The 26429-nt window shown below is 70.6% G+C and carries 27 protein-coding genes and 1 pseudogene; 14 read left to right on the forward strand and 14 right to left on the reverse strand.

What is annotated here, in order from left to right:
• From BL253_RS23470 to BL253_RS23485, 5 genes and pseudogenes are all read left to right on the forward strand, one after another.
• A partial coding sequence (locus tag BL253_RS23470; protein WP_198946370.1) for a transposase occupies positions 1-366 on the forward strand: 366 nt, incomplete at its 5' end.
• Between the two features lie 45 nt (positions 367-411).
• Positions 412-1128, forward strand: a pseudogene (locus tag BL253_RS45895) (aminotransferase class I/II-fold pyridoxal phosphate-dependent enzyme); the annotation flags it as partial.
• 324 nt (positions 1129-1452) lie between these two features.
• The gene (locus BL253_RS45900) at positions 1453-1710 is read left to right on the forward strand and encodes an Orn/Lys/Arg family decarboxylase (protein WP_274535245.1); all 258 of its coding nucleotides are present in this window, start codon (positions 1453-1455) and stop codon (positions 1708-1710) included.
• Between the two features lie 424 nt (positions 1711-2134).
• On the forward strand, positions 2135-3346 hold the full coding sequence (locus tag BL253_RS23480) for a PP2C family protein-serine/threonine phosphatase (RefSeq protein ID WP_241835045.1): 1212 nt from the start codon (positions 2135-2137) through the stop codon (positions 3344-3346).
• Positions 3347-3494: 148 nt separating this feature from the next.
• Positions 3495-4133, forward strand: coding sequence for a hypothetical protein (locus BL253_RS23485; protein WP_076819348.1), 639 nt, complete (start codon positions 3495-3497; stop codon positions 4131-4133).
• A 134-nt stretch (positions 4134-4267) separates the two neighbouring features.
• Here BL253_RS23485 and BL253_RS23490 read toward each other — a convergent pair whose 3' ends face one another.
• The 4 genes from BL253_RS23490 to BL253_RS23510 form a co-directional block, all read right to left on the reverse strand.
• The gene (locus tag BL253_RS23490; protein ID WP_081438619.1) at positions 4268-5566 is read right to left on the reverse strand and encodes a cation:proton antiporter; all 1299 of its coding nucleotides are present in this window, start codon (positions 5564-5566) and stop codon (positions 4268-4270) included.
• Positions 5567-5589: 23 nt separating this feature from the next.
• Entirely contained in the window at positions 5590-6072 is a 483-nt protein-coding gene (locus BL253_RS23495) for a cation:proton antiporter regulatory subunit (protein WP_076819280.1), read from the reverse strand.
• Between the two features lie 77 nt (positions 6073-6149).
• Positions 6150-6491, reverse strand: a complete 342-nt coding sequence (locus BL253_RS23500) for a hypothetical protein (RefSeq protein ID WP_131831553.1) — start codon at positions 6489-6491, stop codon at positions 6150-6152.
• Between the two features lie 952 nt (positions 6492-7443).
• Positions 7444-7914 (reverse strand): response regulator, encoded by a 471-nt coding sequence (locus BL253_RS23510; protein ID WP_076819283.1) that lies wholly within the window; start codon positions 7912-7914, stop codon positions 7444-7446.
• Positions 7915-8276: 362 nt separating this feature from the next.
• Here BL253_RS23510 and BL253_RS39505 point away from each other — a divergent pair, with 362 nt between their 5' ends.
• The 3 genes from BL253_RS39505 (at position 8277) to BL253_RS42990 (ending at position 9607) form a co-directional block, all read left to right on the forward strand.
• Positions 8277-8675 (forward strand): WhiB family transcriptional regulator, encoded by a 399-nt coding sequence (locus BL253_RS39505; protein WP_241835046.1) that lies wholly within the window; start codon positions 8277-8279, stop codon positions 8673-8675.
• Between the two features lie 278 nt (positions 8676-8953).
• Positions 8954-9373 carry an ATP-binding protein gene (locus BL253_RS23520; RefSeq protein WP_076819284.1) on the forward strand — a complete coding sequence of 140 codons (420 nt, stop codon included), beginning with the start codon at positions 8954-8956 and terminating at the stop codon, positions 9371-9373.
• A 78-nt stretch (positions 9374-9451) separates the two neighbouring features.
• Positions 9452-9607, forward strand: a complete 156-nt coding sequence (locus BL253_RS42990) for a hypothetical protein (RefSeq protein ID WP_198946371.1) — start codon at positions 9452-9454, stop codon at positions 9605-9607.
• A 772-nt stretch (positions 9608-10379) separates the two neighbouring features.
• On the opposite strand, the gene BL253_RS23525 is transcribed toward BL253_RS42990, so the two are convergent.
• The gene (locus BL253_RS23525; protein WP_081438605.1) at positions 10380-11513 is read right to left on the reverse strand and encodes a sensor histidine kinase; all 1134 of its coding nucleotides are present in this window, start codon (positions 11511-11513) and stop codon (positions 10380-10382) included.
• On the reverse strand, positions 11510-12172 hold the full coding sequence (locus BL253_RS23530) for a response regulator transcription factor (protein ID WP_076819285.1): 663 nt from the start codon (positions 12170-12172) through the stop codon (positions 11510-11512). The genes BL253_RS23525 and BL253_RS23530 overlap by 4 nt, the downstream gene beginning before the upstream one ends.
• Before the next feature lie 87 nt (positions 12173-12259).
• Between BL253_RS23530 and BL253_RS23535 the strand changes: the two genes are divergently transcribed.
• The 5 genes from BL253_RS23535 to BL253_RS23555 all read left to right on the forward strand — a co-directional run bounded on the left by BL253_RS23535 (position 12260) and on the right by BL253_RS23555 (position 17400).
• Positions 12260-13219 carry an ABC transporter ATP-binding protein gene (locus tag BL253_RS23535; protein ID WP_076819286.1) on the forward strand — a complete coding sequence of 320 codons (960 nt, stop codon included), beginning with the start codon at positions 12260-12262 and terminating at the stop codon, positions 13217-13219.
• Positions 13216-14754 carry a DUF1349 domain-containing protein gene (locus tag BL253_RS23540; protein ID WP_076819287.1) on the forward strand — a complete coding sequence of 513 codons (1539 nt, stop codon included), beginning with the start codon at positions 13216-13218 and terminating at the stop codon, positions 14752-14754. The genes BL253_RS23535 and BL253_RS23540 overlap by 4 nt, the downstream gene beginning before the upstream one ends.
• Positions 14751-15467, forward strand: coding sequence for an ABC transporter permease (locus BL253_RS23545; protein WP_076819288.1), 717 nt, complete (start codon positions 14751-14753; stop codon positions 15465-15467). Before BL253_RS23540 ends, BL253_RS23545 begins: the two co-directional genes overlap by 4 nt.
• A 123-nt stretch (positions 15468-15590) precedes the next feature.
• Entirely contained in the window at positions 15591-16286 is a 696-nt protein-coding gene (locus BL253_RS23550; RefSeq protein ID WP_076819289.1) for a response regulator transcription factor, read from the forward strand.
• Between the two features lie 10 nt (positions 16287-16296).
• Positions 16297-17400, forward strand: coding sequence for a sensor histidine kinase (locus BL253_RS23555; RefSeq protein ID WP_274535242.1), 1104 nt, complete (start codon positions 16297-16299; stop codon positions 17398-17400).
• Between the two features lie 39 nt (positions 17401-17439).
• Here BL253_RS23555 and BL253_RS23560 read toward each other — a convergent pair whose 3' ends face one another.
• From BL253_RS23560 to BL253_RS23575, 4 genes are read right to left on the reverse strand one after another with little or no spacing between them, the layout of a single operon-like run.
• Positions 17440-18549 (reverse strand): UDP-N-acetylglucosamine--N-acetylmuramyl-(pentapeptide) pyrophosphoryl-undecaprenol N-acetylglucosamine transferase, encoded by a 1110-nt coding sequence (locus BL253_RS23560; protein WP_076819291.1) that lies wholly within the window; start codon positions 18547-18549, stop codon positions 17440-17442.
• 47 nt (positions 18550-18596) lie between these two features.
• Positions 18597-19205 (reverse strand): D-Ala-D-Ala dipeptidase VanX, encoded by a 609-nt coding sequence (gene vanX, locus BL253_RS23565; RefSeq protein WP_076819292.1) that lies wholly within the window; start codon positions 19203-19205, stop codon positions 18597-18599.
• Positions 19202-20242, reverse strand: coding sequence for a D-alanine--(R)-lactate ligase VanA-Sc (gene vanA-Sc, locus BL253_RS23570; protein ID WP_076819293.1), 1041 nt, complete (start codon positions 20240-20242; stop codon positions 19202-19204). Before vanA-Sc ends, vanX begins: the two co-directional genes overlap by 4 nt.
• The gene (locus BL253_RS23575) at positions 20230-21276 is read right to left on the reverse strand and encodes an NAD(P)-dependent oxidoreductase (protein ID WP_076819294.1); all 1047 of its coding nucleotides are present in this window, start codon (positions 21274-21276) and stop codon (positions 20230-20232) included. Before BL253_RS23575 ends, vanA-Sc begins: the two co-directional genes overlap by 13 nt.
• Before the next feature lie 89 nt (positions 21277-21365).
• Between BL253_RS23575 and BL253_RS23580 the strand changes: the two genes are divergently transcribed.
• The gene (locus BL253_RS23580; RefSeq protein ID WP_076819295.1) at positions 21366-22709 is read left to right on the forward strand and encodes a UDP-N-acetylmuramoyl-tripeptide--D-alanyl-D-alanine ligase; all 1344 of its coding nucleotides are present in this window, start codon (positions 21366-21368) and stop codon (positions 22707-22709) included.
• Between the two features lie 13 nt (positions 22710-22722).
• Here the strand turns inward: BL253_RS23580 and BL253_RS23585 are convergent, their stop codons facing one another.
• From BL253_RS23585 to BL253_RS23600, 4 genes are all read right to left on the reverse strand, one after another.
• Positions 22723-23340 carry a class I SAM-dependent methyltransferase gene (locus BL253_RS23585; RefSeq protein ID WP_076819296.1) on the reverse strand — a complete coding sequence of 206 codons (618 nt, stop codon included), beginning with the start codon at positions 23338-23340 and terminating at the stop codon, positions 22723-22725.
• 72 nt (positions 23341-23412) lie between these two features.
• Positions 23413-24420, reverse strand: a complete 1008-nt coding sequence (locus BL253_RS23590) for an LLM class flavin-dependent oxidoreductase (protein WP_076819297.1) — start codon at positions 24418-24420, stop codon at positions 23413-23415.
• Positions 24421-24691: 271 nt separating this feature from the next.
• Entirely contained in the window at positions 24692-25633 is a 942-nt protein-coding gene (locus tag BL253_RS23595; RefSeq protein ID WP_081438620.1) for an alpha/beta fold hydrolase, read from the reverse strand.
• Between the two features lie 120 nt (positions 25634-25753).
• Positions 25754-26218 carry a MarR family transcriptional regulator gene (locus tag BL253_RS23600; RefSeq protein WP_076819299.1) on the reverse strand — a complete coding sequence of 155 codons (465 nt, stop codon included), beginning with the start codon at positions 26216-26218 and terminating at the stop codon, positions 25754-25756.
• Positions 26219-26429: the final 211 nt, after the last annotated feature.

Consider the following 26429-nt stretch of genomic DNA (forward strand, 5'->3'; position numbering starts at 1 on the left):
ATCATCCCCGGGAAGAACAACTCGGCGAACTTCACCTGGTTCCTGACCAGGCTCGCCGAGGCGATCGACCCGACACTGAAGATCTACCTGGTGATGGACAACGGGTCGAGCCACACCGCGCACGCGACCCGGCGGTGGCTCGCGGCCCACCCCCGGTTCGTCGTGACCTACACCCCGAAGCACGCCAGCTGGCTGAACATGGTCGAGATCTTCTTCTCCACCCTCACCCGCCAGCTCCTGCGCCGCGGCGACTTCACCTCCCGCGACAACCTCGCCAACAAGATCCTCCACTTCATCGAAGTCCACGACCGCACTGCCAAGCCATACCGCTGGACCTACACCGGCGAGCCCCTGAAAGCCGCCTGATGACAACCCCAGCAAGACTTACGCGGAGCTGCACTAGAGACGGCGCAGAAGCTGATGGCTGAGGCGGTCGGCGCCGAGCACGCGTTCTTCTCGACCTGCGGCAGTTCGCTGTCGGTCAAGGCGGCCATGCTCGCGGTCGCCGGCGTCGGTGGGGTCGGCGGCCCGAGTGGAACCGGAGGCGAGCTGATCCTCTCCCGCGACGCGCACAAGTCGGTCGTCGGCGGCCTGATCTTCTCCGGTCTGCGGCCCCGATGGGTCCAACCCCGCTATGACAATGAGCTGCACCTGGCACACCCGCCGTCGCCGGAAGCCGTCGAGCGGGCGTGGGAACGGTATCCCGACAGCGCGGGCGCGTTGATCGTGAGCCCGACGCCATACGGAACCTGCGCCGACCTGGCGTCGATCGCCGAGATCTGCCACCGACGAGRCAGACCGCTGATCGTCGACGAGGCGTGGGGCGCGCACCTGCCGTTCCACGATGACCTTCCGACGTGGGCTATGGACGCCGGCGCGGATCTCTGCGTGGTGAGCATCCACAAGGCCGGGGCCGGATTCGAACAGGGCTCGGTGTTCCACCTGCAGGGCGACCGGATCGACTCGGCACGGCTGTCGGCCTGCGCGGACCTGCTGTCAACGACCAGCCCGAACGTCCTGATCTATGCGGCGATGGACGGGTGGCGACGACAAATGGTCTCGCGCGGGCACGGCCAGCTCGCGGCGGCCCTCCGGCTGGCGCGCTGGGCGCGGGACGAGATCGAGTCCGTCGACGGCCTGCATGTCCTGCACGACGAGTTGCTCGGYGTGCAGGCATCGCACGACCTGGACCTCCTTCAGCTGCTGGTCGACGTCTCGGAGCTGGGTATCAGCGGATACCAGGCCGCCGACTGGCTGCGGGACAATCCCCGGCTGGACGTGGGCGAGAGCGATCATCGCCGCATCGGCGTCCAGCTGTCGTTCGCCGATGACTTCACGACGGTCGAGCGCCTGCTGGCCGGTCTGCGGGACCTGGTCCGCGCGGCTTCCTCGCTGCCCCAGCCGACGCCGGTCATCCTGCCGAACCTCGGCGAGCTGGAGCTGGAGACGGTCATGCTGCCCCGCGACGCCTTCTTCGGCCCGGTAGAGGACATCAAGATCGAGAAGGCAGCCGGTAGGGTAGCGGCGGAGCAGATCACCCCGTATCCGCCCGGCATCCCGGTCGTCGTGCCGGGGGAGCGGCTGGACGAGAGCGTCCTRCACTACCTGCGTTCCGGACTGGAAGCGGGAATGGAACTACCGGACGCGGCCGACTCCCAGCTTGAGACGATCCGCGTCGTGGCGTCGGGCGCCGAGCGGACCCAGAGCTAGGGCAACCGGCGCCCACAGCCGTGCACGCAGCGGGCCCTACCCGCCGCCCACTCTGTCCCGCCCCGTCCATCACGACGTTCGCCAGCCGCGGCGGCAGAACATCGAGATCAGGAACGTCGCGCCAGCGGTGTGTGGCAGGGCCAGTCAGTGTCACGTCCAATGGCCACGTCCGGGTCCCCGGCGAGGTACCGGTGGGCTGGGTCGCCTGCTGGCCGGGACGGCGAGCGTGAGCACGACCGCGTCTTCGACGAGGGCGATCAGCCGCGAGAGGTCCAGCTGGCCACCGAGGATGCCGGGACGGCGCGCGTTCGAGGCGCTGACTAGTCGGGTAGGCCCGGAGAAGAGCGCGGTTGTCGGGTGGAGCTCACCCATCGGGCGGTGCGATCCGGCCGCGAAACGCGTCGTCCGTCCAACAGGTGGTGTGGTGTCCGATCCGAAGAATCGCATGCTCGGCGGCTTGTTGGACCTGGGGCGGTTGGCCGCCTTCGACGAGTTGCCGAAGCTGGTCGCCGAGCATGCCGCCGAGGTGGGTCTCGATCAGGTCCGGCTGTATGTCGCCGATCTGCGGGGCGTGGTGCTTCGGGAGGTGACTGGTCGGGGACTTGACGCCGGACAGGACGGGCAGGAGTTCGGTGTCGACAGTTCATTGCCTGGACGTGCGTTCCGTGATGTGCGCACTCTGACCAGCCGGACGCCCGAGGCCGATGGCCGACTCGTGTACTGGGCGCCGGTCCTGGACGGGACCGAGCGTCTGGGCGTGCTGCGCGCCATCCCCGTTCCGGGGGACGACGCCGGGCAGACGGCGTTGCGGGAGCTCGCGGCGCTGGTGGGTCTCCTCCTGGTGAGCAAACGGGCGGCAAGCGACTCCCATGCCCGGCTGGTACGCAGCCAGCCGATGACGATCGCGGCGGAGATGCAGTGGCAGCTGATGCCACCGACGTCGTTCGCCAACCAGCACGTCGTGATCGCCGCGGCGATGGAGCCGGCGTACGAGGTCGGCGGCGACGCCTTCGACTACGCGATCGCCGGCGACACGGTCCACGCCGCGGTCTTCGACGCGATGGGGCACGACACCGCCGCCGGGCTGGCAGCCAACCTGTCGATGGCGGCCTGTCGTAGCAACCGCAGGCAGAACGCCGACCTGATCACCATCGGTCAGCAGATCGAGCGGGCCCTCGTCGAACAGTTCGACTCCGCTCGTTATGTCACCGCGATCCTGGCCGACCTCGACACGCGCAGCGGCCTGCTCACCTGGGTCAACTACGGCCACCACCCGCCCGTCGTTGTCCGCGGCGGCCGGTGGGTCAGCTCGCTGCCGTGCCCTCCCGCCCATCCGTTGGGTACTGACCTTGGACTGAGCGTGACCCTGTGCCGTGAGCAGCTCGAACCCGGCGACCGGCTGCTGCTCTATACCGACGGCGTCACCGAAGCGCGCGACGCGAATGGTCGCGAGTTTGGGCTGTCCCGGTTCGTGGACTTCGTTATCCGCCACCACGCCGACGGTCTGACGGTCCCCGAAACTCTGCGCCGCCTCATGCGCGCCCTGATCGACCATCATCGTGGCCGGCTCCAGGACGACGCGACCGTCCTCTTCCTCGAGTGGCCCGGACCCCACCGCGCCAACACCAGGATCTGAGCGGCCACYGCTACCCGCCGACGTCGTCCTCTGCCTGGATGCGGCCTCGCTTCGCTGACCGGCCATGCGATCCCGACGTGATCCGAGCTGTTTGTGGAGCGGCGGAGTGGGACAGAGAGCGGGCATGCGGATACGGATGCGCCTTCCGATGCCTGCGGCATCCCCGGGTCAGCTTGTTCGGCGRCTCGGTGCCACCGAGCGGGAGACCGCGGACGCCACGCTGAGAACGCTGATGTACGGGTTGCTACCGGCGTGGGCCGTTCCCGGCGTTCTCGACTATCTGATGCATCGCCGGACGGACATCGAGGGCACGGCGGGCGTGGCGGAGTCGTTGCTGCACGCGGCGATGATGGCCGAGGTCGGCGCGCCGATGCTGCTGGCGCTGCTCTGCGAGATCAATCCGCTGGTCCTGACGCTGATGGCTGCCGCGGCCGTCGGGCACGAGGCCACCGCGATGTGGGACGTGCGCCTCGCGACCGCCAGCCCGCGCGAGGTACGGCCGATCGAGCAGCACATCCACAGTTTTCTGGAGACCCTGCCGTTTACGGYGTTGACGATGGTTTCCTGTCTGCACGTCGACGCGGTCCGCGCGCTCACCCGCGGCGACGGGGGGTGGGAGAACTGGGGGCTGCGGGCGAAGCGCCCCGCGGTAGGGCGCGGATATCTCGTGGCAATGGGAGTGGTCGCGAGCCTGGGGGTCGTCCTGCCGTACGGGGAGGAGCTGTGGCGCTGTGCCCGAGCCCGGCGGCGGCGCCGCGGCGTCGAGCCCGTCGCGGAGCCCGCCTGATGGCGCACGCCTTCCCCGTAGATCGCGGGTCCGCGATTGAGCTGTGGCCGCCGCGGGGAGGGTGAGCGACATGGCTCGTGCTTCACTTCCCGCGCCGAGGTCGACCTCGGGACATGCGGCTACCCGGCGCAACCTTAGGTGCCACTCGGCGCCGTGGTCGCCGGCGGTGGGGAGCTGACATCGTCCGTGGCGGCGGCGTCGGTCGAGGTCTGGTCAGGGGGCCGGACGGGACTGGCGGTGGCCGCCGCCGGGGGCTTGCGGCCCCGGCGCCGCAGTGCGGCGCGGGTGATGGGTTCGACGAACCGGGCGGCGAGCGGGCCCAGGATCGCCATCAGCAGTACGTAGCTGGCCGCCAGCGGGCCCAGCTTCGGGTTCACGCCGGCGGCCACGGCGAGGCCGGCGATGACGATCGAGAACTCGCCGCGGGCGACCAGCGCCGCCCCGGCGCGGAACCGCCCGAGCGTCGCGATTCCCGCCCGCCGGGCCGCCCACCAGCCGGTCAGTACCTTCGTCGCGACCCCGGCCAGCGCGAGCAGCGACGCCGCGCCCAGCACCGGTGGGATCGCCGACGGGTCGGTCTGCAGCCCGAAGAAGACGAAGAACACGGCGGCGAACAGGTCCCGCAGCGGAGTCAGGACCTCGGTGGCGCTCTCGGCGACCGGGCCGGACAGCGCGATGCCCACCAGGAACGCGCCGACCGCGGCGGACACGTCCAGGCGCTGCGCGACGCCCGCGACGAGCAGCGCGAGCCCGAGCGCCCGCAGCAGCAGGATCTCGTCGTTGCGGTCGGACTTCGGGTTGAACACCAGCAGGGTGACCTTGGCGCCGTGCCGCAGCGCCACGATCAGCACCCCGACCAGCGCGCCGAGCGCGACCGCCACCGTCAGCGAGCCGCGGGCGATGGTCTGGTGCGCCAGCAGCGCCGTCACGACCGGCAGGTACACCGCCATCGCCAGGTCCTCGAGCACCAGCACCGACAGCACCACCGGCGTCTCCCGGTTTCCGAGGCGGTGCAGGTCGCCGAGGACCTTCGCGATGATCCCGGACGACGAGATCGCGGTCACCCCACCCATGACCACCGCCGCGAGCGCGCCCCAGCCGAGCAGCAGCGCGGCGACGACGCCTGGAGCCGCGTTCAGCACGAGGTCGAGGCCGCCGGCCGAGGCCTGGCGGCGCAGCCCGTGGATCAGCTCGCTGGCGGTGTACTCCAGGCCAAGGGTGAGYAACAGGAGGACGACACCGATCTCGGCGCCCGTCTTGATGAACTCCTCGCTGGCCCCGAGCGGGAGCAGTCCGCCGTGGCCGAACGCCAGCCCGGCGAGCAGATAGAACGGGATCGGGGAGATCCCGACCCTGGAAGCGACGTGTCCCAGAATCCCGAGGCAGAACAGCACCCCGCCGAGCTCGATGAAGACCGATGCCGTGTCATGCACGCCGTCACCCACCTCCTGTCTGGTCAGCCGGTGCGGAACAGCTCGGCGACGGCGGCGGTGTTCTCCGGGGTTCCGACCACCACGACGACGTCCTCGGCGGCGAACCGGAAGTCCGGCCGCGGCGAGGCGAGGACCTCCTGGTCGCGCACGACCGCGACGATCGACGCGCCGGTGCGGGTGCGGGCCTGGGTCTCGCCGAGCAGCCGGCCCGTGTACGGGGAGTCCGACGAGATCCGGATCCGTTCGCCGACCAGGCCGGCGAACATCTTGTTCAGGTTGGCCAGCTTCTCGACGATGTGCGGCGCGCCGAGCAGTTCGGAGAGCACGTCGCCCTCCTCGGCGGTGAGCATCAGCGACTCGGCGACGGCGTCCGGGTCGTCCGCGTCGTAGATCACCAGCTCGCGCCGGCCCTTGTGATGCGCGACGACGCCGACCCGGCGCCTGCCGCGGGTGGTGAACTCGTGCCGCAGCCCGATCCCGGGCAGCGCGGTCTCCTCGATCTCCATGGATGCGGCCTCTCGTTGGCTCTCGACAGTCGCCGACTGTCGGCTTGCCGGGTTGGTGGGCGCGACTGGCGTGGAGGTCATCGACCCGTCGCGGACGCTTCGGGGTCGGCGGTCGGTCCGAGAGCGGCTCCGGCGCGGACGCGCTGCCCCTTCAACGGCACGTCCACGTCCACGCCGTCCACGCCGTCCACGCCGGCCACCTGGCCGGCGCCAATACCGCTGGCGGGAGGCGGCGGTAGCCCCTCCCGGTAGGGCTCGCCGTCCGCGGCGTAGCGAACGGGCCGCGACAGCGCGTCCAGGCCGAACCGGCGACGGTCTCTACGCAGATCCCACCAGACAGTGATCGCCGGTGCGATGAACATGAAGCCGAGTAGTGGGACCACGAGCAGCACGCGGCCCCAGTCGAGTCCTGAATGCACAGATTTCTCTCCATGACGATGTTTCCTGGGCGCGGTCCGCGGCGGGCGGGCGGCGCCAGGCAGGGCGTGCGTGAAGACCCCAGCCGCGTCGTCACAAACACGGCGAAAGAACGCCGGGCTTGGGAGTGGCGAAGAGACGCATGGCGAAGAAGCGTTATCCCGGTGGCAGATCACCGGCAGCGTCCAACAAGGTCGCGCCGCCGTGCTCACGGACATCGGGGCACGGCCGGACGTCCGGCAGGTCGACCGGGAGGGCCGGGCGGTCGGCAGACGACTGCCCGCCTTCGCCGCCGGGCCGCCCACAACGTGGCGCCCGGTCAGAACGGCCGGATTTCCGCGATCCTGCGCGCTCGCCGATCAGCGAGCAGCGGCCGAGGGTTCTACTACGGCGTTACCCGCCCGCATGGTGGGCCACGGGCACCGCGCACGCCGGCACGCCTGTCGGGGCGGTCGCCGCGACCAGCGGCTCGCCGCCACCAGACGACACCCGGCAGCGCCAGCGCGAGGAGAGCCGCCGCGACGGCCAGGTCACCCGGGTGATCGGAGGTCAGCTTCACCGAGACCGCTGCGCGGCCATCAAGGCGAGGAAGGACCACATCCGCGTGGGCGGCGGGAGAGACGGCCGAGGACACGGCGGCCAGCGCTCGGCTCGATGCCTCCGCACCAGAACCGCCGACGCTGGCGCCGGCACCCAACAGGCCGATCACCAGTAGCGCCACCATCCAGACGGCGCTGAAGCTCCGGCGCCGGATGGTGACCACGTGCCCAGAGTAACCAATGCCCGGCACGCGGGCGCGGACTGATTCCGCGCGCACACCGGGCACCGGTGAGCTCAGCCACACGACGTCAGTCGTCTGATCAGCTTCGAGAAGGCGGACCGGCGCTCAGGAGGCGTGCCGCCTGGCCCCGGCGCGCAGCGCCCATTCCCGGGCCGCCACCACTGCCCCGGACGTCAGAACCGTTCGGCGGTCAATGGCCGGGGAAGGCGGACGACGCTGACGAAGAACTCGTCGATGTGTCGGACGACCTCKACGAACCTTTCGAAGTCGACGGGTTTGGTGATGTAGGCGTTGGCGTGCAGGTCGTAGCTGCGCAGCACGTCCTCCTCGGCCTCGGACGTGGTCAGCACGACCACCGGAATATGCCGCAGCGTGCTGTCGGACTTGACCTCGGCCAGCACCTGGTGGCCGTCCTTGAGCGGGAGGTTCAGGTCGAGCAGGACGATGTCCGGCCGGGGGCTGGCGCTGTACTCGCCCTCGCCGCGCAGGAAGCGCAGCGCCTGGACCCCGTCACCGACGACGTGCAGGTTGTTCTTGACCTTGTAGTCCGCGAACGCCTCCCGGGTCATCAGCACGTCGCCTGGGTCGTCCTCGACGAGCAGGACCTCGATCGGCACCACGGGTTCGGAAAGCGGATTGGGCACGCTGCTCCTTCGTGTGCGGCGATCCGGGACACACCCCGCACGTCCTGTGCCTGGCGCCGCCGGCGAGGCAGCACCACCTTGACCGGRCTCGCGTCGACTACGGCTCGCCCTCAGCTGGGCAGGTTACCTGGCTTTGCGGCCGCGCAATGCGCTGCTTCCATACGCTCGGCGGCGCGACGCGTCAGGGGTCGCGTGACGCGGTAGCGCACCTTGGCGGGAAGGCGAGGTTTGCGCTGGTCTACGAGGGAATGGGTCTCGCGGTTGCCGTTCACAACTCTGAGCGAGGTTCGATGCCGACGCGTCCCCCGCACGCCGCTCCCACTGATCGCCCTCAGCTCACCCGCCCGGCGGAAGACGCCTCCATGCGTCGGATGGTCGGCCACCAGCCGCGCGGCGAGGTCGACGACGCGTCGCCAGCGCTCGACGTTCCCCCGGTGCCTGAGGCGATCGGGGGCGATCTCCATGCCGAGGCGTACGCCGACGAGGGGGACCTCGACGTGGACCTCATCGACTGGCGGGTCGGCGCTGCCTGTGGATCAGCCGAGGTCGAGATCTTCTTCCCGCCGGAGGGCGTCGACGGGCAGGAACGGCGTCGGCGAGAGGCGGCCGCCAAGGAGATCTGCGCCGGGTGCCCGGTCCGCGTGCCGTGCCTGCTGTCCGCGGTGGTCACCGGGGATCGGCACGGGATCTGGGGCGGCACCACCCCGGCCGAAAGGTTCACGAACGCCGACGCGCCGCTTCTCCGGCTGAATGCCGCGTGAGTACGTAGAGCCGACCGGGCGRCCCGGCGTTGAAAGGCCGGTCGTAGGTCCGGTGACCGGTATCGTGCTCATACGCTGTCTGCCGGGCGCCAGCAGCGGGAGTCTCACCGGCTTGGTCAGCTGCCGCGGCCCAGAGCCGCGCCCCGCGGATACGGATGCGGTATCCACCGTGCGACAAACGCGCCCGCGGCMGGGACACGCCCAGATGCTCATACCCCCAGACGTGCCACGGCCGGCCCAGCCGGTTTAAGTGCTCCGGCGCTGAGCAGGTCGCCTGCATGACGCTACGGCTGGAGACGGAGAAGCCGCGGGGGCGCGTGGTGGAAAGCTTCATCCTGCCTGYGGCCACCTACTCGCCTCGGTATGCCCGGCAGTGGCTCGCCCCGCTCCTGCGCAATGTCGGCGTCGAAGGGGAAACCGCCGACGTTGCCCTTCTGCTGACGAGCGAACTAGTCACCAACGCGGTCGTGCACGGCCGAGGCGATCCGACCGTCGAGGTCCGAGCCTCCGAGGGTCAGGTCTGGGTCGGCGTCAAAGACCCCGATAGCCGCGTCCCACACGTTCAGTCCGCGGACGGCGGCGCACTCGGTGGGCGGGGCCTCTACCTGGTCGACACGCTCGCGCACGCTTGGGGCACCGTACCGATCGCCGGCGACGGAAAGATCGTCTGGTTCGCCCTGCCACGACAGCGCGCCTGACAGCGCACGAGCAAACCAGCGCCGGGCGCGGGCCGAGTCCGTCCGGTTTAGCGCGGTCCTCAGGGGTATGAGACTTCTATGCTTATTGACATCTTGGTTGCGATCATCATCGTCGCGATCGCCGCCGCGCTGGGGCTGACCGTTCATCCTGTGCTGTGGGTGATAGTTATTGCCGCCGTGCTCTGGCTCGTGGGTCGTCGTGGCATCGGCCGAGGCGGCCGATCGAGGCTGTAGTAGTACGCCCGTAACGGACTAAAGGGCGAGATACCTGTGGCATATGATCTCTCGAGCCGCGGGTTCTCTCGCGGCCATGCGACGACAGGTTCTCGCCGAGGTCGGATGAGTCGGCCGGATAGGTACGGCCGCCCCACTCGCCGAGGCCTCGCGTGCCGCGTTCTAGCGCCAGCCCGGCGAGTGCTCACCCGTCGCTGGCATCAGCGAAATCAGGATTGGTCGGAGCGCGCGTCACCGGTGATGCGCGACCTCCGACCAATCCTGAGAGGCCGATCCGGAACGCGTGAATGTTGCCGGATGTGGCACCAGGGTCACTGGCCGCGCGAATCCTCCAATCCGGCCCGCCTGCTCCTCGCGGTCGTTCACAGCGGGCGGCGACGTCGTGTACGGCGACGTACAGGACGTCACAGGCCGACGTGGACTCCGGCGGTGGAGAACAGCGCGACCGCGAGTGGTGCGCCGGAGGTCGGTTCGCCGGTGACCTCGGCGCCGTCGACCGTCGGCCGAACCTGAGCAGGGCATGAGGGCTACACCGGCGCCGCGACGGTGGATGGTGCCGTTGGTGACCGCCGCCGTGCTGGCCGGGGAGCGGTGACCGCGTGCTCGTCGGGCTCGTCGGACAAGCCACGGAATCCGGCCTCGGCGCGTCCGGCAAGGAAGACGATCTGCGCTGCGTCATCCGCAACGTCCAGTTCTCCTAGCCCTGGGCCGCCCCTGCGGGATCCTCGCGGCCGCCGGGGCAGCCCGCCGGGGCAGCCCGCCGCACCGGAGCTCATCGGTGACCGGGCCCGCCGCCCGCGGCCGCCACCAGGCGGTCTGTTGATCCCCGCGGAAACGTGACCTCGATGTCCAGCCCACCGGCCGGCCGGGCCGCGGCGGCGAGCCGGGCGCCATGCGCGTCGGCGATCGCCCGGACGATCGCGAGGCCCAGCCCGTGGCCCTCGCCGTGCCGGACACGCCGCCCGTCCAGCTGCTGGAACGGCTCGAAGAGCCGTTCGACCTCCGCCGGCTGGACGACCGGTCCCGAGTTGCGGACGGACAGCCGCGCCCCGTCGGCGGTGGCCGACGTCGTCACCTCGACCCGGCCGCCGGCCACGTTGTAGCGGGTCGCGTTGTCGACCAGGTTCGCCACCAGGCTCTCGACGAGCAGCGGGTCCCCCGAGGCGGGCGCCGCGCCGAGGGCCGCCTCGACGGCCACGCCGGCGGACCGGGCCGGCGGGCGGTTCGACAGGACCCGCCGTGCGACGTCGGCCAGGTCGAACGGCTCCCGTCGGTCCACTCCCTGCTCGCCGCTGGCCAGGGTGAGCAGTGCCTCGATCAGATGCCCCTGCGTCGCGCCCAGCTCGAGCACCTCCCCGCAGGCCACCCGCAGCGCCTCTACCGTCGCGTCGGGGTCGGCGAGGGCGACCTGCAGGATGGCTCGCTGCGCGGTCAAAGGCGTGCGCAGCTCGTGCGACGCGTTCGCCACGAAGCGCCGCTGCGACGCGAACGCCGCCTCCAGCCGGCCGAAGAGGTCGTCGAGGGTCGCCGCGAGCTCCGCGAACTCGTCGGTCCGGCCGGTCGGTCCCAGCCGGCGGTGCAGGTTGCTCGCCGAGATGTCCCGCGCCGTCGCCGTGATGGTCCGCAGCGGCCGCAGGAACCGGACGGTCACGAGCCAACCCAGCCCCACCGACACCAGCAGCAGCACGGCCACGCACACCGACCAGGTGAGGAACGGGAACTGCGTCGTCGTCGTCGGCGCCACCCCAGGCCCGGTGCCGACAGGCACGGAGCCGGCCGGCGAGGACACCTTCGTCCCGACCAGCGCCGCGGCCAGCAACACCGTGCCCGAGACGAAGAAGGGCACGGCGTAGAGCAGCATCAGCTGCGTCCGCAGCCTGCGCAGCGGACGCCGGCGGGGGGTCACCGCTCGCCGATCCGGTAGCCACCCTCGCGCACGGTGAACACCACCGGCGGCTCGCCCAGCTTGGCGCGCAGCCGTCGGATCGTCGTCTTCACCGCGGTCGTGAACGGGTCCGCCGCCTCGTCCCACACCCGTTCGAGCAGCTCCTCGGCCGGCACCGGCCGGCCCGGCACGGCGAGCAGGCATTCGAGCACCCCGAACTCCTTCGGGCTGAGGTCGAGGCGCCGCCCGCCCCGGGACGCGACCCGCCGGCCCGGGTCGAGGGTCAGGTCCCCGTGCTCCAGGACCGGTGGCACCAGGGCGGTCGGCCGGCGGGCGAGCGCCCGGACCCTGGCGACCAGCTCGGCGAAGTCGAACGGCTTGGGCAGGTAGTCGTCGGCGCCCAGGCCAAGCCCGTCGACCCGGTCCCTGACCGTGCTCGACGCGGTCAGCATGAGGACCCGGCTGCACGGGTACGCGGCGACGATCCGCCGGCACACCTCGTCGCCGTGCGTGCCGGGCAGGTCCCGGTCGAGCACCACCACGTCGTACCGGGTGGCCGCCAGGCGCGCCAGCGCGTCGTCACCGTCGAGCGCGACGTCGACCGCCATCCCCTCCCGGCGCAGCCCGGTCCGGACCGTGCGGGCCAGGATCTCGAAATCCTCCACCACCAGGACGCGCATCGCTCAACCATCCCAGGCCGGCGGTGGCAGCCAGGTGTCATCGGACGGCACCGGGCTGACACCGGCGGACGGCTAGAAACCCGACCTATGATCACCGTGAACGGACTGCGGAAACGGTTCGGCGCGACCACCGCCCTCGACGGGATGACGTTCACCGTCCAGCCGGGGCAGGTCACCGGCTTCGTCGGGCCGAACGGCGCCGGCAAATCGACCACCATGCGGGTCGTCCTCGGCCTCGACGCCGCCGACGACGGCGACGCCCTCGTCGAGGGACACCCGTACCGCTCCCTGCGCCACCCGCTGCGGCACGTCGGCTCGCTCCTGGACGCCGCCGCCGTCTCACCCGGCCGCACCGCCCGCAACCACCTGCTGTGGCTCGCGCACTCCCAGGGGCTTGGATCCAGCAGGGTCGACGAGGTTCTCGAGACCGTCGGGCTCACGTCCGTCGCCCGCCGCCGGGCCGGCGGGTTCTCGCTCGGCATGCGGCAACGCCTCGGCATCGCCGCCGCGCTGCTCGGCGACCCGCACACGCTCCTGCTCGACGAGCCGTTCAACGGCATGGATCCCGAAGGGATCATCTGGATGCGCCGCCTCACGCGGGAGCTGGCCGCCGAGGGACGGGCGGTCCTGGTCTCCAGCCACCTGATGAGCCAGCTGCAGGACATCGCCGACCACGTGGTGGTCGCCGGCCGCGGCAGGGTCCTCGCCGACGCGAGCGTCACCCAGCTGCTGGCCGCCGTGTCGGACGGCCGGGTCACGGTGCGCTCCGCCGCCGCCACGCGCGCGACGGCGGTCCTGGCGGGCGGCGGCGGGTCCGTGACGGCCACCGGGGACGGCACGCTCGTCGTGACCGGCCTGCCGGCCGAGGCGATCGCCGCGCTGCTCAGCCGCGACGGCGTGCCGTTCTCCGAGCTCGCCGCCCACCGGGCGACGCTCGAGGACGCCTACCTGGAGCTCACCCGCGACTCCGTGGAGTACCGCGCCGCCGAGCCGGCCGCCGCGTCGGCCGCCACCGCGTCGACGCACACCCCGGGGGAGGCGCGGTGAGCGCGTTCGTGGACACGCTGCGCGCCGAGTGGACGAAGTTCCGGACCATCCGCGGCTGGGTCATCGGCACCGTCGCCATCGTCGGCGTCATCGTGGCGTTCGGGCTCATGCCGGGGATGCAGGGGAGCTGCGGCAAGAACGGCCCGGGCTCCGAGTGCTCGCTGCCGGTCGGCCCCGGTGGCGAGGAGGTCACCGACACCTTCACGTTCCTCCACCAGGCGCTCACCGGGGACGGCGAGGTCATCGCCCGGGTCGCCGGCATGACCGGCATAGCGACCGGAGAAGACCCGGACAAGCCGAACCACACCGTCGAGCCGTGGGCCAAGGCCGGCCTCATCATCAGGGCGGCCACCGACCAGGGCTCGTCCTACGCGGCGGTCATGGTCACCGGCGGCCACGGGGTACGGATGCAGTACGACTACACCCATGACGTCGCCGGCAGCCCCGACGGGGTCACCGCCGCCGTTCCCCGCTGGCTGCGCCTGACCCGCGCCGGGGACACCGTCACCGCCGCCGAGTCCGTCGACGGCGACCGGTGGACGACCGTCGGCACCGCCCGGCTGCGCGGCCTGCCGCCGACCGTCGAGGTCGGGCTGTTCGCCACGTCCCCGCAACACTCCGAGGAGCTTCACACCGGGCTGATGTCCGGCGCCATGGGCGGACCGACCCAGGTGACCGGCACGTTCGACCACCTCGCCGCCCGGGACGGCTGGACCGGCGCGGCCTGGCATCCGGACGTCATCGGACACGCCGACGGACCGGCGAACGGTGCCCCGGGCGCCGAGGGCCCGCCCGCCCCCGCCTCGGGGGTCGAGCAGGTGGGCGACGCCATGCGCCTGACCGGTTCCGGCGATATCGCGCCGGCCGTATCCGGCTCCGGGGGCCTCGGGGTGTCCATCACGCAGACGCTCGTCGGCACCTTCGTCGGCCTGATCCTGGCCGTCGTCGTGGGCACCGTGTTCGTCACCGCGGAGTACCGTCGCGGACTCGTCCGGACGACCTTCGCGGCCAGTCCGGGCCGGCTGCGGGTGCTCGCCGCGAAGGCCACCGTCGTCGGCGGGGTCATGTTCGTCACCGGCCTCGCCGCGGCGGCGGCCACGGTCGTGTTCGGGCAGCGCGTGCTGCGCGGCAACGGCGTGTACGTCCATTCCGCCCCGGCCGGCACCGAGGTGCGCGTCGTCGTCGGCACCGCGGTCCTGCTCGCCGTCGCCGCGATCCTCGGCCTCGGCCTCGGCGCACTGCTGCGCCGCGGCGTCACGGCGGTCACCACCGCGGTCCTCGTGATCGTCCTGCCGTACCTGCTGGCCATGACCGTCCTGACGGGCGACGCGGCGCGCTGGCTGCTGCGGGTCAGCCCGGCGGCGGCGTTCGCGCTGCAGCAGGCCTCGCCGGAGTACCCCCAGGTCGCGAACCTCTACACCCCGGCCGACGGATACTTCCCCCTGGCACCCTGGGCCGGCTTCGCCGTCCTCACCGCCTGGGCCGCCGTCGCCCTCGCCGCCGCCGCCGTGACGCAACGCCGGCGGGACGCATGAGGTGCGTGTTGCGCGCCGAGTGGACCAAGCTGCGGACGTCGCCGGGCACGTGCGCGCTGCTGGTCGGGGTTGTCGCCGGCACGGTCGCGGTCAGCGCGGCCGCGGCCGGGTTCTCGGACCCGCTCCCCGGCGCGGACCTGCCGAGGCTGAGCCTCACCGGGGTGCAGCTCGGCCAGGCGATCGTGGCGGTCCTCGCCGTGCTGGCGATCGGTGACGAGTACGCGAGCGGCATGACCGCGGTGACGTTCACGGCGATGCCGCGCCGGAGCCGGGTCCTGGCCGCCAAGGCGCTGGTCGTGGCCATGGTGGTGGCCGTCGTGGCCACGGCCGCCGTGGCGGCCTCCGTTGTCGTGGGCCGGCTTCTGCTGCCCACATACACCCTGGCCGCGCGCCCGGCGATCGGCTCGGTGCTGTACCTGGTCCTCATCGCCCTGCTGAGCCTCGGGATCGCGACGGGTGTCCGTAGCCCGGCAGCCGGGATCGGTGTCGTCCTCGCGCTCCTGTACGCGCTGCCGATCGTCAACGCCGCGGTGGCCGACCCGGCCTGGCAGCGACGCCTGCTGCGGATCGAGCCGGCCAGCGCCGGACTGGCGGTGCAGGCCACCTCCGGCGACGTCGCCATCGGGCCGTGGAAGGGCCTCGGTGTCCTGGCGCTGTGGGCGGCGGGCGCGCTGCTGGCCGCCGCGGTGCTCCTCGAACGCCGTGACGCCTGACGGCCCGGTGCCGCGGTGCCGCGGTGCGTCGGTGCGGCCGCCGGGGTGGACGGGTTGTGTGCCGCCGGCACGCAGGTGGTTTTCGATATGCCGACGATATGCGCCGCTCGTAGCATCGAGAGCGTGCGTGTGTTGGTCGTCGAGGACGAACCCTATATGGCAGAGGCCATCCGCGATGGGCTGCGCCTGGAGGCCATCGCGGCCGACATCGCCGGTGACGGTGACACCGCTCTGGAACTGCTGAGCATCAACGTCTACGATCTCGCCGTCCTCGACCGCGACATTCCCGGGCCTTCCGGTGACGAGATCGCCGAAAGCATCGTCGCCGCCGGCAGCGGCATGCCGATCCTGATGCTGACTGCCGCGGACCGCCTTGACGACAAGGCGTCCGGTTTCGAGCTCGGCGCCGACGACTACCTCACCAAGCCGTTCGAGCTGAGAGAGCTCGTGCTCAGGCTCCGAGCCCTCGACCGGAGGCGTACATACAGCAGGCCGCCGGTACGCGAGATCGCGGGCCTGCGTCTTGATCCTTTCCGCCGCGAGGTCTACCGGGACGGCCGCTACGTCGCGCTGACCAGGAAGCAGTTCGCCGTGCTCGAAGTTCTCGTCGCCGCCGAAGGCGGTGTCGTCAGCACCGAGGACCTCCTGKAACGGGCCTGGGACGAGAACGCCGACCCTTTCACCAACGCCGTGCGCATCACGGTGTCGGCCCTGCGCAAACGCCTCGGCGAACCCTGGATCATCGCCACCGTGCCCGGCGTCGGATACCGCATCGACACGGCACCCAGCGCCGGGCGTGAGAGAGGGAGCCGTGGATAGGGCGCCCGGTTTGAGCGTTCGCCTCAAACTCACCCTCAGCTATGCCGGCTTCCTCATGTTTGTATGTGTCTTGCTGCTCGCGGTCGTCTGGGTGTTCCTGCTGCGTTACGTACCCGAGACGATCTACACAGTTCCTCCTGGAATGCAATCGCGGTCCGGCCCGCTGATGTTCATTCCCGACCRCTCGGACCTGGTTCAGGCCTTCGTCCCGAAGGCGGCCGCGATGCTGGCTTTCCTGCTGGTTTTCAGCCTGCTGGGAGGGTGGATCCTCGCGGGCAGCATGCTCGCGCCCCTGACGCGTATCACCAACGCGACCCGCCTGACCGCGAACGGATCACTCTCCCACCGGATCCAGATGGAAGGCCGCCGGGACGAGTTCCGCGAACTCGCCGACGCCTTCGACTCCATGCTCGCCCGGCTCGAGGCGCACGACGCCGAACAGCGGAGGTTCGCGGCCAATGCCTCCCACGAACTGCGCACCCCGCTGGCGATCACGCAGACCCTGCTCGACGTGGCCCGCAACGACCCGGACCGCGACAGCGGCGAACTCGTCGAACGCCTCCGGGTCGTCAACGCCCGAGCGATCGACCTCACCGAGGCGTTGCTCCTGCTCAGCCGCGCCGACCAGCGATCTTTCGCCCGGGAGCACGTAGACCTTTCCCTGGTGGCGGAAGAAGCCGCCGAAATACTTCTTCCCCTCGCGGAGAAGCGCGGCGTCACCGTTCAGACATCCGGGGACATCACCCCCACCATCGGCTCGCGCGCGCTGCTGCTGCAGATGGCCACGAACCTCCTGCACAATGCGATCGTCCATAACCTCCCCGAGGACGRCACCGTGCGGGTACACACCGCCCTGCGCCCGGAGTCCGTCATGCTCACCGTCGAGAACTCCGGCGCCACGCTCACTCCACGGCTGGTCTCGACACTCACCGAACCGTTTCAGCGCGGTACCGAACGCGTACGCGGTGACCATGCGGGTGTCGGCCTCGGCCTGGCGATCGTCAAGAGCATCACCCAGGCGCACGACGGATTACTCACCCTCACCCCCGGGGCCGCCGGCGGGCTGTGCGTCACCGTGCGACTGCCCGTCGCGCCACCGCACACGGGCAGATGACGATCAGCGGGATCGCCGCGCCACTCCGACCGGTGGTCCTCATGAGGCGAGCCCTCGTCGCTCCGCGGCCGCGGCGAGCACGTGCCGGGCCAGGACGACGCCCGCGTCGGGCGCGCCGGCCGACGACGCGCGGGCCGACATCGCCGCGACCCGCTCGGGATGGGTGAGCACCGGGATCAGGGTGGCCTCGATCCAGGCCGGGCTGAGGTCGGCGTCATCGACGAGCAGCGCCCCGCCGGCCGCGACGACCGGCTCGGCGTTGAGCCGCTGCTCACCGCCGCGCAGCGGCAGCGGGACGTACGCGGCCGGCAGTCCGACAGCGGCCAGCTCGGCGCACGTCATCGCCCCCGAACGGCAGATCACGAAGTCGGCCGCGGCGTAGGCGTACCGCATCTCGTCGACGTAGGGGACGACGACGTAGGCCGGGTCGGCGGGGCCGCCGCCCGGCACGTCGACCGCGTGCCGCGGCCCGGTGATGTGCAGCACCTGCACCCCGGTCGCCCGTAGCGCCGCGGCCGCGCCGGACATCGCGGCATTGATCGTCCGTGCGCCCTGCGAACCGCCGGTGACCATCAGCACCGGCCCGTCGGGACGCAGGCCGAACCGCCGCCGGGCGGCGTCGCGCAGCGCCGGTCGGTCGAGCCCGGTGATCGCCGGCCGCAGCGGGATACCGATGGCGGTGGCGTGCGCCAGCCGCACACTCGGCGCGGCGGTGAACACGTGGGTCGTCATCCGGGCCGCCAGCCGGTTGGCCACTCCGGGCCGGGCGTTCGCCTCGTGGACGACGATCGGCAGGCCCTGCCCGCGGGCGGCGAGGTAGGCCGGCACGGCCACGTAGCCGCCAAAGCCCACCACGACCTCGGCCCGCACGCGGTGGAGCACCGCCCCGGCCGCCCGCACCGACTCGCGCAGCCGGCCCGGCGTCCCCAGCAGAGCCCGGTTCAGCCCGCGTTCCAGCGGCACCGGCGGAATGAGCTCGAGCGGGTAGCCGCGGGCCGGGATGAGCGTGGTGTCCAGACCGCGCACGGTGCCGAGGGCGGTGATCTCGGCCGTGGGCTCCAGCCGGCGCAGCGCGTCGGCGAAGTTCATCATGGGTTCGATGTGCCCGGCCGAATGGCCGCCGGCGGCGACGACGCGCGGTGCCGTCATACCTGTCAATGCGTTCAACGCCCTGGTGATCTCTCTGGCCGGATCGGCTATGTGATGGGAAAGTCGAAATAGGTGTTCGGGTAGGGCTCGTTCTTCAGCGTGTAGTGCCACCACTCGCGATCGTATGAATCGAATCCGCAGGACCCCATGACGGAGAGGAGGTACTGGCGGTTCCCGGCTTCGACCGGCGTGATCTCCCTCGCGCCGTGGTGGGAGACCGGGTCCATCAGATCATGGTCACCGCCCATCTGGGCGAGTTCACCGGTAGCCAGATGATAAAGAGTCAGGTCAACCGTGCCGCCCCGGCTGTGGCCCGACCTGGCGGCCACGTATCCCCTGTCGAACATCTCGGGCCTGTCGATGTTCGGATAGTGCCTTGGTTTCGTCCGGCCATCCTCCGGCTTTTCTGACCAGCGCAGGAAACAATCCACGGCGCGTTGCGGGCGGTAGCCATCCCAGAGAAAGAGGCCGAAGCCGGAGGAGGCGGCCTTCTCCCGCGCTCTCTCCAGGGCCGCGCAGAGCGCCCTCGTGCCGACGATTCGATTTGCCTGATATCCGTCCACCGGCTTGCCGGTGAAGTTGTCCCAGGTGGCGTACTTCGCATCCCAGCGTATTCCGGGCACAAATTCGTCCACAAAGACGAAGTCGCTTTTCATCGCCTTTTCCCGTGCAGCGTCAGTGACACGATCCGGTCGATCACTTCAGGGAGCGGCAGACCCGCGGCGGCCATCATTCTCGGATAGCGGCTGTATGAGGTCAGGCCGGGCAGGGTGTTGACCTCGTTGAGTACCACGGTCCCGTCCTCCGTCAGGAACATGTCCACCCGCGCGAGTCCCCTGCATCCCAGGGCGCGATATATGGCCTTCGCCGTCTCCTGAACGAGCGAGCGCGCCTGGGTCGTGATGTCGGCGGGAACGATCGCCGTCGAGTTCTCGGAACCGGTCTCAGGCGCACTCTCCTGATGGATCCTGAAGAAGCCGTGAGACAGAGAAATCCGGTCCACCTCGCCCGCGACCAGTCCGAACCTTTCCCCCAGTATCGCGCAGCCCACCTCGCTGCCGACGACGGCGTCCTCGATCAGCACCTTCGAGTCGTACCGCCGCGCGGTCTCCAGCGCGCTCGGCAGTTCTTCTTTTCGAGAGACCTTGCTGACGCCGAAGGACGAACCCGAACGGGCCGGCTTCACGAAGACGGGATAGGTGAGGCTGCCGGGGTCGACCTTCTCGTCCGCCGTGACCGTCCGGTAGTTCGGCGTGGCGATTCCCGCGTGTCCGGCGACGACGTAGGCAAGGGACTTGTCCATGCACAGGGCGGAACTCTGGACGTCGCAGCCCACGTAGGGGATGCCGGAGAGCTCCAGCAAGCCCTGCGTCGCGCCGTCCTCGCCGAGCCTGCCATGCAGGACGGGGAAAACCACATCGAGACGGATCATCTCGTACCGGTGCTGTTCCAGGACAAGCAGGCCGTGCACGCTTCTGTCCGGCGACAGCACGGCCGGACGGCAACTGCCGTTCTCCCAGGCCGCGTCCGGGCCGTCACAGAGCTTCCAGGCACCGCTTTTCGTGATCCCGATATAGAACGGCTCATACTTTTCGACGTCGAGGTTCTTCGCGACCTCCTGTGCGGACTTGACGGAGATGGGGTGTTCCTCGGAACAGCCCCCGAATATGATCCCGACCCTCAGCCTGTCCATGCCGATTTCCTCCTCCCGAACTCGAGGCAGTTGATGAGACTGTTCTCGACCGTGTCGGCCAGAGCGCGGTCGGTGTAATAGGCGGTGTGGGGACTGATGAAAACATTCGGCAGTTGTCGTAGCCGCGACAGCGCCTTGTTCTCGACGAGGCTGTCCCGGCAGTCGACGTAGAATATTCCCTCCTCTCCTTCGAGGACGTCCAGCGCCGCGCCGCCCAGCCTGCCGCTTTCCAGCGCCGCGACAAGGGCCTCGGTATCGAGAAGCGCGCCGCGTCCGGTGTTGATGATGATCGCGCCGCGCTTCATCTGCTCGATACGTCGGCGGTTCAGGAGGTGGTGTGTGTCCACGTCGAGCGGAGTATGGAGCGTGACGATGTCGCTCTGCCGCAGCAGCTCGGCGAKAGGAACATGGTGGGCGGACGATTTCGGGCGGCTGTCATGAGCGAGTATTCGGCAGGCGAAGCCCCGTAGCCTGTCCATGACCGCCGTGCCGATGCGCCCCGTTCCGATCACCCCGATCGTCAGATCGCGCAGTTCTCTCCCGCGTACATCATTCAGCCTGTAGTCACGGGTCTCGGCGCGGCGGATGATGGACTTCGCGTCTCGAACCGCCATCAGCATCAGCATCAGCGTGTAGTCGGCGACGCCGCCCGGCGAATAGGCGACGTTTCCGACTGTGAGGCCGACGCTCTCCGCGTATTTGATGTCAATATGGTCGAGCCCGACACTTCGTGTGGAGATGTACGTGACACCGGCCCGACTCAGGGCGCGAAGAACCGAATTCGCGATCCGAGTCCTGTGGTCCACGCTGACGCATCGGTTCTCGAAAGCAAGTTCGATGTTTTTCGCGGATACCGCGGCTCCCGTGATGGTCGGCACAACGCCGAAGCGAGGCGCCAGCTCCCGGAACAAGGCGGCCTCGTCCTGCCCGCACCCATATATTGTGATTCCCGTTTCTGGGGCGGCTGGGGAGGGCGAGGACGCCGGTGATCGGGTGCGGCGGGCCGCTGTTCGTGCTGGCTCGCTGTGGGTCATGCCCCCAGTCAAGGCAGCGTGGTGTTGCCGACGCGTATGCGGTTTTCGATACGCCGACGATATGCCGCTTGTCGGTAGCGTCCCGAGCCATGATCCCGCTCAGCCTCGCCGAGATCGCCGCGGTCGCCGGTGGGACGGTCGAGGGCGACGACACCGTGACGGTGAACGCCCCGGCCGTGCTTGACGGCCGGCAGGCCGAGCCGGGCGGCCTCTTCGTCGCCTTCGCCGGTGAGCACACCGACGGCCATGACCACGCCAGCCAGGCCGGCCGGTCCGGTGCGGTGGCCGTGCTTGGCTCCCGGCCCACGGAGCTGCCCACCGTCGTCGTCGAGGACGCCCAGGCCGCGCTGCGGGCGCTCGCCTCCCACCTCGTGGCCCGGCTGCGTGACGGGCTGACCGTTGTCGGGCTGACCGGCTCCCAGGGCAAGACCAGCACCAAGGACCTGCTGGCGGCGGTGCTGTCGAGCGCCGCGCCGACGATCGCCACGATCGGCTCGCTCAACAACGAGCTCGGCGTACCGCTCACCATGCTGCGCGCCGCCGCGACCACCCGGTTCCTCGTCCTTGAGATGGGCGCCCGCCACGTCGGCGACATCGCCGCGCTCACCGGCCTGGTCGCGCCCGACCTCGCCGTCGTCCTCAACGTCGGCAAGGCCCACCTCGGCGAGTTCGGGTCACGCGAGGCCATCGCCAGGGCCAAGGGCGAGCTGGTGCGGGGGCTGGCACCGGGCGGCACCGCCGTCCTCAACGCGGATGATCCCCGAGTGGTAGCGATGCGCTCGCTCACCGACGGTCCGGTACTGACCTTCGGCCGGTCCGGGCACGCCGACGTACGGGTGCTTGACCTGGTGCTGGACCGGCGCGGCCGGCCGTCCTTCACGCTGCGGGCCGCCGATGTCTCGGCTCATGTCGCACTGCCGCTCGTGGGCGGCCACCAGGCGCTCAACTCGTCGGCCGCCGTGGCGGCGGGGCTGGCGGCCGGCGTGCCCCTCGACGTCGCCGCGGCGGCGCTGGCCACCGTCTCGCTGTCGAAGTGGCGCATGGAGCCGCGTGACCTCGCCTGCGGCGCGACGCTGCTCAACGACTCCTACAACGCCAACCCAGACTCGGTCCGCGCCGCCCTGGACGCACTGGCGGCGATCGAGGGCGGCCGCCGCTTCGCCGTGCTCGGCGAGATGCGCGAGCTCGGCGACGTCAGCGAGGCCGAGCACCGCGCCGTCGGGGAGTACGCCGCCTCCCGGGCCGACGTGGTGGTCGCGGTCGGCGAGGCCGCCCGGCCGATCGCCGACGGCGCGGGAGAGCGGGCGGTGGCGCTGGCCGACAACGACGCGGCCGTCGACTGGCTGCGCGGCCACCTCGCTGCCGGCGAGGTGGCACTCGTCAAGGCCTCCCGCGGCGCGCGCCTTGACGAGGTCGCCGCCGCGCTCGCGTAGTTCGACGGGCGAGTCAGAGGATCCGCTTCGACGCGACGCCCTCGTAGGCGAAGCCGAGCCGCGCCGTTCCGCCCATCTGGTACGTCCTTACCGACTCCAGGGTCAGTCCGGACTTCTCGATCAGGTCGTCGATGCGGCGGTTGAGGTGGCAGCCTCCGGCGATCCTGCCCCAGCCAGGCGTGAGCCGGTCCTGCCAGCGGGCTACTCCGGGTCTGGGTGAGTGGCCGTGCTCGGTGAAGTGCATCGTGCCGCCGGGCCGCAGTACTCGATGGATCTCGCGCAGCGCCTGTTCGGCGTCGGGGATGGTGCACAGTGTCCAGGTCGTGAGCACATGGTCGACCGACGCGTCCGGAAGGAGCAACGCCTGGCCATCGTCGCCGACGAACTCGACCGTGAAGGGCGCCGCGGCGATGCGAGACGCCGCGAGCCTGTGTCCGACGACGGCGGGCTCCACCGCCAGCAGGCGAGTGACGCCCACCGGAAGATGCGGAATGTTACGTCCCGACCCGAAACCGATCTCCAGGACCTCGCCGGACAGCCCGGTCGTGACGCGCGCCCGGGTCTGCTCCATCGGCCTGCCGAGGGCGAGGTCGGTAATCCGGGGCAGCACCTGGTCGTCATAGAAGCCCATCACGACTCCTCATCGGAAGACCTGGACAGAACCTGAGGATCTGGACGGCGGCTGTGTGACGCAAGGCGGCGCTCAGTCCTTCAACCCGGCCGGTGGTGCCGCGGCGACGAGAGTGGCCTCGATGGTGGCCCAGGGCAGGCCGGGTGGCAACAGGATGGTGACGACGTCGGCCGCCTGGTCCCACGCCTTGAGCTGCTCCGCGACCTGATCGCCGGTTCCGTAGGCGGCGAGCTGGTCGAGTACGGGCTGGGCGGAGGCCGGGACTATCCCGCGTCGCGGGCTCGGCCGCGGGTTGGCGGCCATGATCGCGTTGACCTCCTCGGCGTAGCCCTGATCGGACACCGACCGGGCGTAGACGCCGCCCATGGCGGTCAGGTACCAGGCGGTGCACGTGGCGGCGATGTCCCTGGCCGTGTCGGGGTTCTCGTCGGCGACCGTGATCGGCCCGGTGGCCACGGTGAGGGCCGTCCGGTGCGCGGCGACGGTCGCGCGCGTCTTATCGAGCTGTTCCGCCGCGGCGGCGAGGCGGTCCCGGGCCATCAACGCGGGGATCCAGCCGTCGCCGACCTCGGCGGCCACCTGGATCGCGCGCGGGCCGAGCGCCGCGACCCAGATGGGCACCTCGGAGGTGGGTGGCTGGCCCAGTCGCAGCGGGTGCGCGCTGGGGAGGCGGCGTAGCTGGGCTGGCTCGCCGGCGAGCAGCGCGCGGACCTGGGTGACGACGTCGCGCAGTCTGGCGGCCGGACGCTCGAACGGGGTGTCGTGGAATCCCTCGACCAGTGCCTTCGTGCTGGCGCCCAGGCCGAGCAGATAGCGCCCCGCGCAGATCTGGTGCAGGGTGGCGGCGGTCATCGCCAGCGTCGCCGGGGTACGCCCCCACACCGACAGGACGCCCGACGCGAGCCGGATACGGGTGGTGCGCAGCGCGATCTCGGTGACGACCGGGGTGGAGTCCAGACCCCAGCCCTCGGGTACCGCGAAGCTCTCGTAACCCAGCTCCTCGGCCAGCACCGCGGCCCGGACGATGACGTCCCGCCGGGTCTCCATGGGTGTGAGCCCCACCCCGCGCCGCACCGTCATCACACGGCCCTCTCGGCCGGACCACGGAATCGGGACGGGACCGTCGGAGTGGGCGGCGCCGCGCGCGGTGGCTGTCTCCCGACGGCTGCTGGGGGCGTCGGGATCGAAGCGTGTGACATGAGGTCGACGCTAGGACCGCCGCGCCGGGCCGCCCATCGGGTGAACTACCGGCACAGTGCCCCTTCGCCGCGGTGCGGGCACGGATGGCGGGCGCGGCTATCGGGTGTTCAACCGATCCCTCGATCCCTMGATCTCTTGGCCCCTCCATCCCTCAGAGGTGCTGGCGCAGCCGCTGCTCGGTGGTCCAGGCCGCGATCTGGGCGCGTGAGCTCACCCGCAGCTTCCGCCGGATGTTCTCCACGTGCGTCTCGATCGTTCGCGGGGCGACGGACAGCCGGCCGGCGATGGCATGGTTGGTGAGTCCCTCGGTCACGAGCTCGGCGATCTCGAACTCGCGGTCCGTCAGCCGTTGCCCCCTGCGCGACGGCTGGGCCAGAAAGGTGAGTACCGCGTCCAGGACCGCCTCCCATTCGCCGTGGTAGTAGAGATGGCTGGAGCCTGGCAGCGGGATCAGCGTGGCCCCGGCGATACCGGCGGCCACCTCGCGGCCCAGGTCGAACCTGGTACCTCGGTCGCCTTCGCGGTGCAGGACCGCGGTCGGCGTCCGGACCATGGGGAGCAGCCCTCGGATGTCCGTGTCGTAGTACACCTCGAGCAGCTGGGCGGCCACGGTGGCGGAGGCGCTCGTTCGCTGGAACCGGACGAACGCCGCCATCTCGTCGGCGGTGGGATCGGTGACGAAGGCGTGTGTCAGCGCCTGTATCCCCATGCCCCAGTGCGCCCGTACCAGGGCCACGACCGAGGTCCTGACGTCGGCGGGCGCCAGATCCCGGCCGCTGGCGCACATGCCGTAGACCACGAGCGCCTCGACCCGTTCCGGGTGCCGCGCCGCGATCGTGGCCGCGAGCTGACCGCCCTGCGAGGCGCCGAACAGGCGGAAACGGCGCGTGCCCACCGCGTCGGCCACCGCCAGCGCCGCGGCCACCTGCCCGTCGAACGAGAGATCGACGCCGTCCCGATCCGACAGGCCGCAGCCGGGCTTGTCGAAGCGGATCACCGTGAAATGCCGCGCCAGACGCTCGAGAAACGCGCCAAAGGAAAAAAGGTCCAGCTGCCCACGCAGATGGGTGATCCAGCCCGAGTCGCACAACAACGCCGGCCCCGACCCCATTGTCGAATAGGCGACAGAGCCGGCCGGTGTCGCACAGTATTTGATCAGCGCCCGCACGCGTCCACGCTGACAGGTCCAGCCGGGGAGGTAAAGGAATCCGCTTCAGGGTAGATCCGCGTCTCCGTCGAGGTTCGCGATCATGCGTCGCAGCACGTTGAGCGCGGCCACGTACTCGTGCGGGGCGATGCCGGCGTGGATCTGAGCCTGCGCCTGCCGGGCGCGGTCGGCGGCGCGGGTCCGCCCCGCCTCGCCCGCCTCGGTGATGACGAAGGTATCGACCGGTGACTGCGTCATCCAGCCGCGGTTGAGCAGATCGTCGATGACACCGTCGAAATCGATGTCGAGATCGTCGAACCGGGCAAGTCGGTGGATGAGGCGTGCGCGGTCCCACCCCGCGGGGTCGCCCGCGACGTGGTTGAGGATCCACCAGTGTGGCTGGGTGAGTCCCTCGGTTGCCAGATCCGCGCGGATCCGGCCGACGACCCGGCGGTAGGCCTCGCCGCTCCAGTACCCGATCGGCTGCGCCGCCAGCACCTCGTCCGGGTACTCCGTAAGGCCCGTGACCATAATTATCCCTCTTCCTCCGGGACGGTGTCGCGTGTCCCGGCGCCGTACGGCACCATTTCGAACTCGCGATCACGCTAGAACCTCTACTGAGGTTGAAGTCAAGGTGATCGGCCGCGGGAGGTCGTGGACGCCGTCGACAGGTGTGACGACGTCCTGGGTCCTTGGGACGATCTCGCGTCGACAAGCACGCTTTCGAAGCCCGTAAGGAACC

Source organism: Pseudofrankia asymbiotica (assembly GCF_001983105.1).
Classification (GTDB): Bacteria; Actinomycetota; Actinomycetes; order Frankiales; family Frankiaceae; genus Pseudofrankia; species Pseudofrankia asymbiotica.

What these genes read in the sequence shown, in the direction of transcription:
- BL253_RS39505 (WP_241835046.1), top strand. Translation starts at nt 8,277, where the DNA reads ATGCGTCGGATGGTCGGCCACCAGCCGCGCGGCGAGGTCGACGACGCG.
- BL253_RS23585 (WP_076819296.1), bottom strand. Translation starts at nt 23,340, where the DNA reads ATGGGCTTCTATGACGACCAGGTGCTGCCCCGGATTACCGACCTCGCC.
- vanA-Sc (WP_076819293.1), bottom strand. Translation starts at nt 20,242, where the DNA reads ATGGACAGGCTGAGGGTCGGGATCATATTCGGGGGCTGTTCCGAGGAA.
- BL253_RS23590 (WP_076819297.1), bottom strand. Translation starts at nt 24,420, where the DNA reads ATGACGGTGCGGCGCGGGGTGGGGCTCACACCCATGGAGACCCGGCGG.
- BL253_RS23560 (WP_076819291.1), bottom strand. Translation starts at nt 18,549, where the DNA reads ATGACGGCACCGCGCGTCGTCGCCGCCGGCGGCCATTCGGCCGGGCAC.
- BL253_RS23600 (WP_076819299.1), bottom strand. Translation starts at nt 26,218, where the DNA reads ATGGTCACGGGCCTTACGGAGTACCCGGACGAGGTGCTGGCGGCGCAG.
- BL253_RS23530 (WP_076819285.1), bottom strand. Translation starts at nt 12,172, where the DNA reads ATGCGCGTCCTGGTGGTGGAGGATTTCGAGATCCTGGCCCGCACGGTC.
- BL253_RS42990 (WP_198946371.1), top strand. Translation starts at nt 9,452, where the DNA reads ATGCTTATTGACATCTTGGTTGCGATCATCATCGTCGCGATCGCCGCC.
- BL253_RS23580 (WP_076819295.1), top strand. Translation starts at nt 21,366, where the DNA reads ATGATCCCGCTCAGCCTCGCCGAGATCGCCGCGGTCGCCGGTGGGACG.
- BL253_RS23545 (WP_076819288.1), top strand. Translation starts at nt 14,751, where the DNA reads ATGAGGTGCGTGTTGCGCGCCGAGTGGACCAAGCTGCGGACGTCGCCG.
- BL253_RS23495 (WP_076819280.1), bottom strand. Translation starts at nt 6,072, where the DNA reads ATGGAGATCGAGGAGACCGCGCTGCCCGGGATCGGGCTGCGGCACGAG.
- BL253_RS23535 (WP_076819286.1), top strand. Translation starts at nt 12,260, where the DNA reads ATGATCACCGTGAACGGACTGCGGAAACGGTTCGGCGCGACCACCGCC.
- vanX (WP_076819292.1), bottom strand. Translation starts at nt 19,205, where the DNA reads ATGAAAAGCGACTTCGTCTTTGTGGACGAATTTGTGCCCGGAATACGC.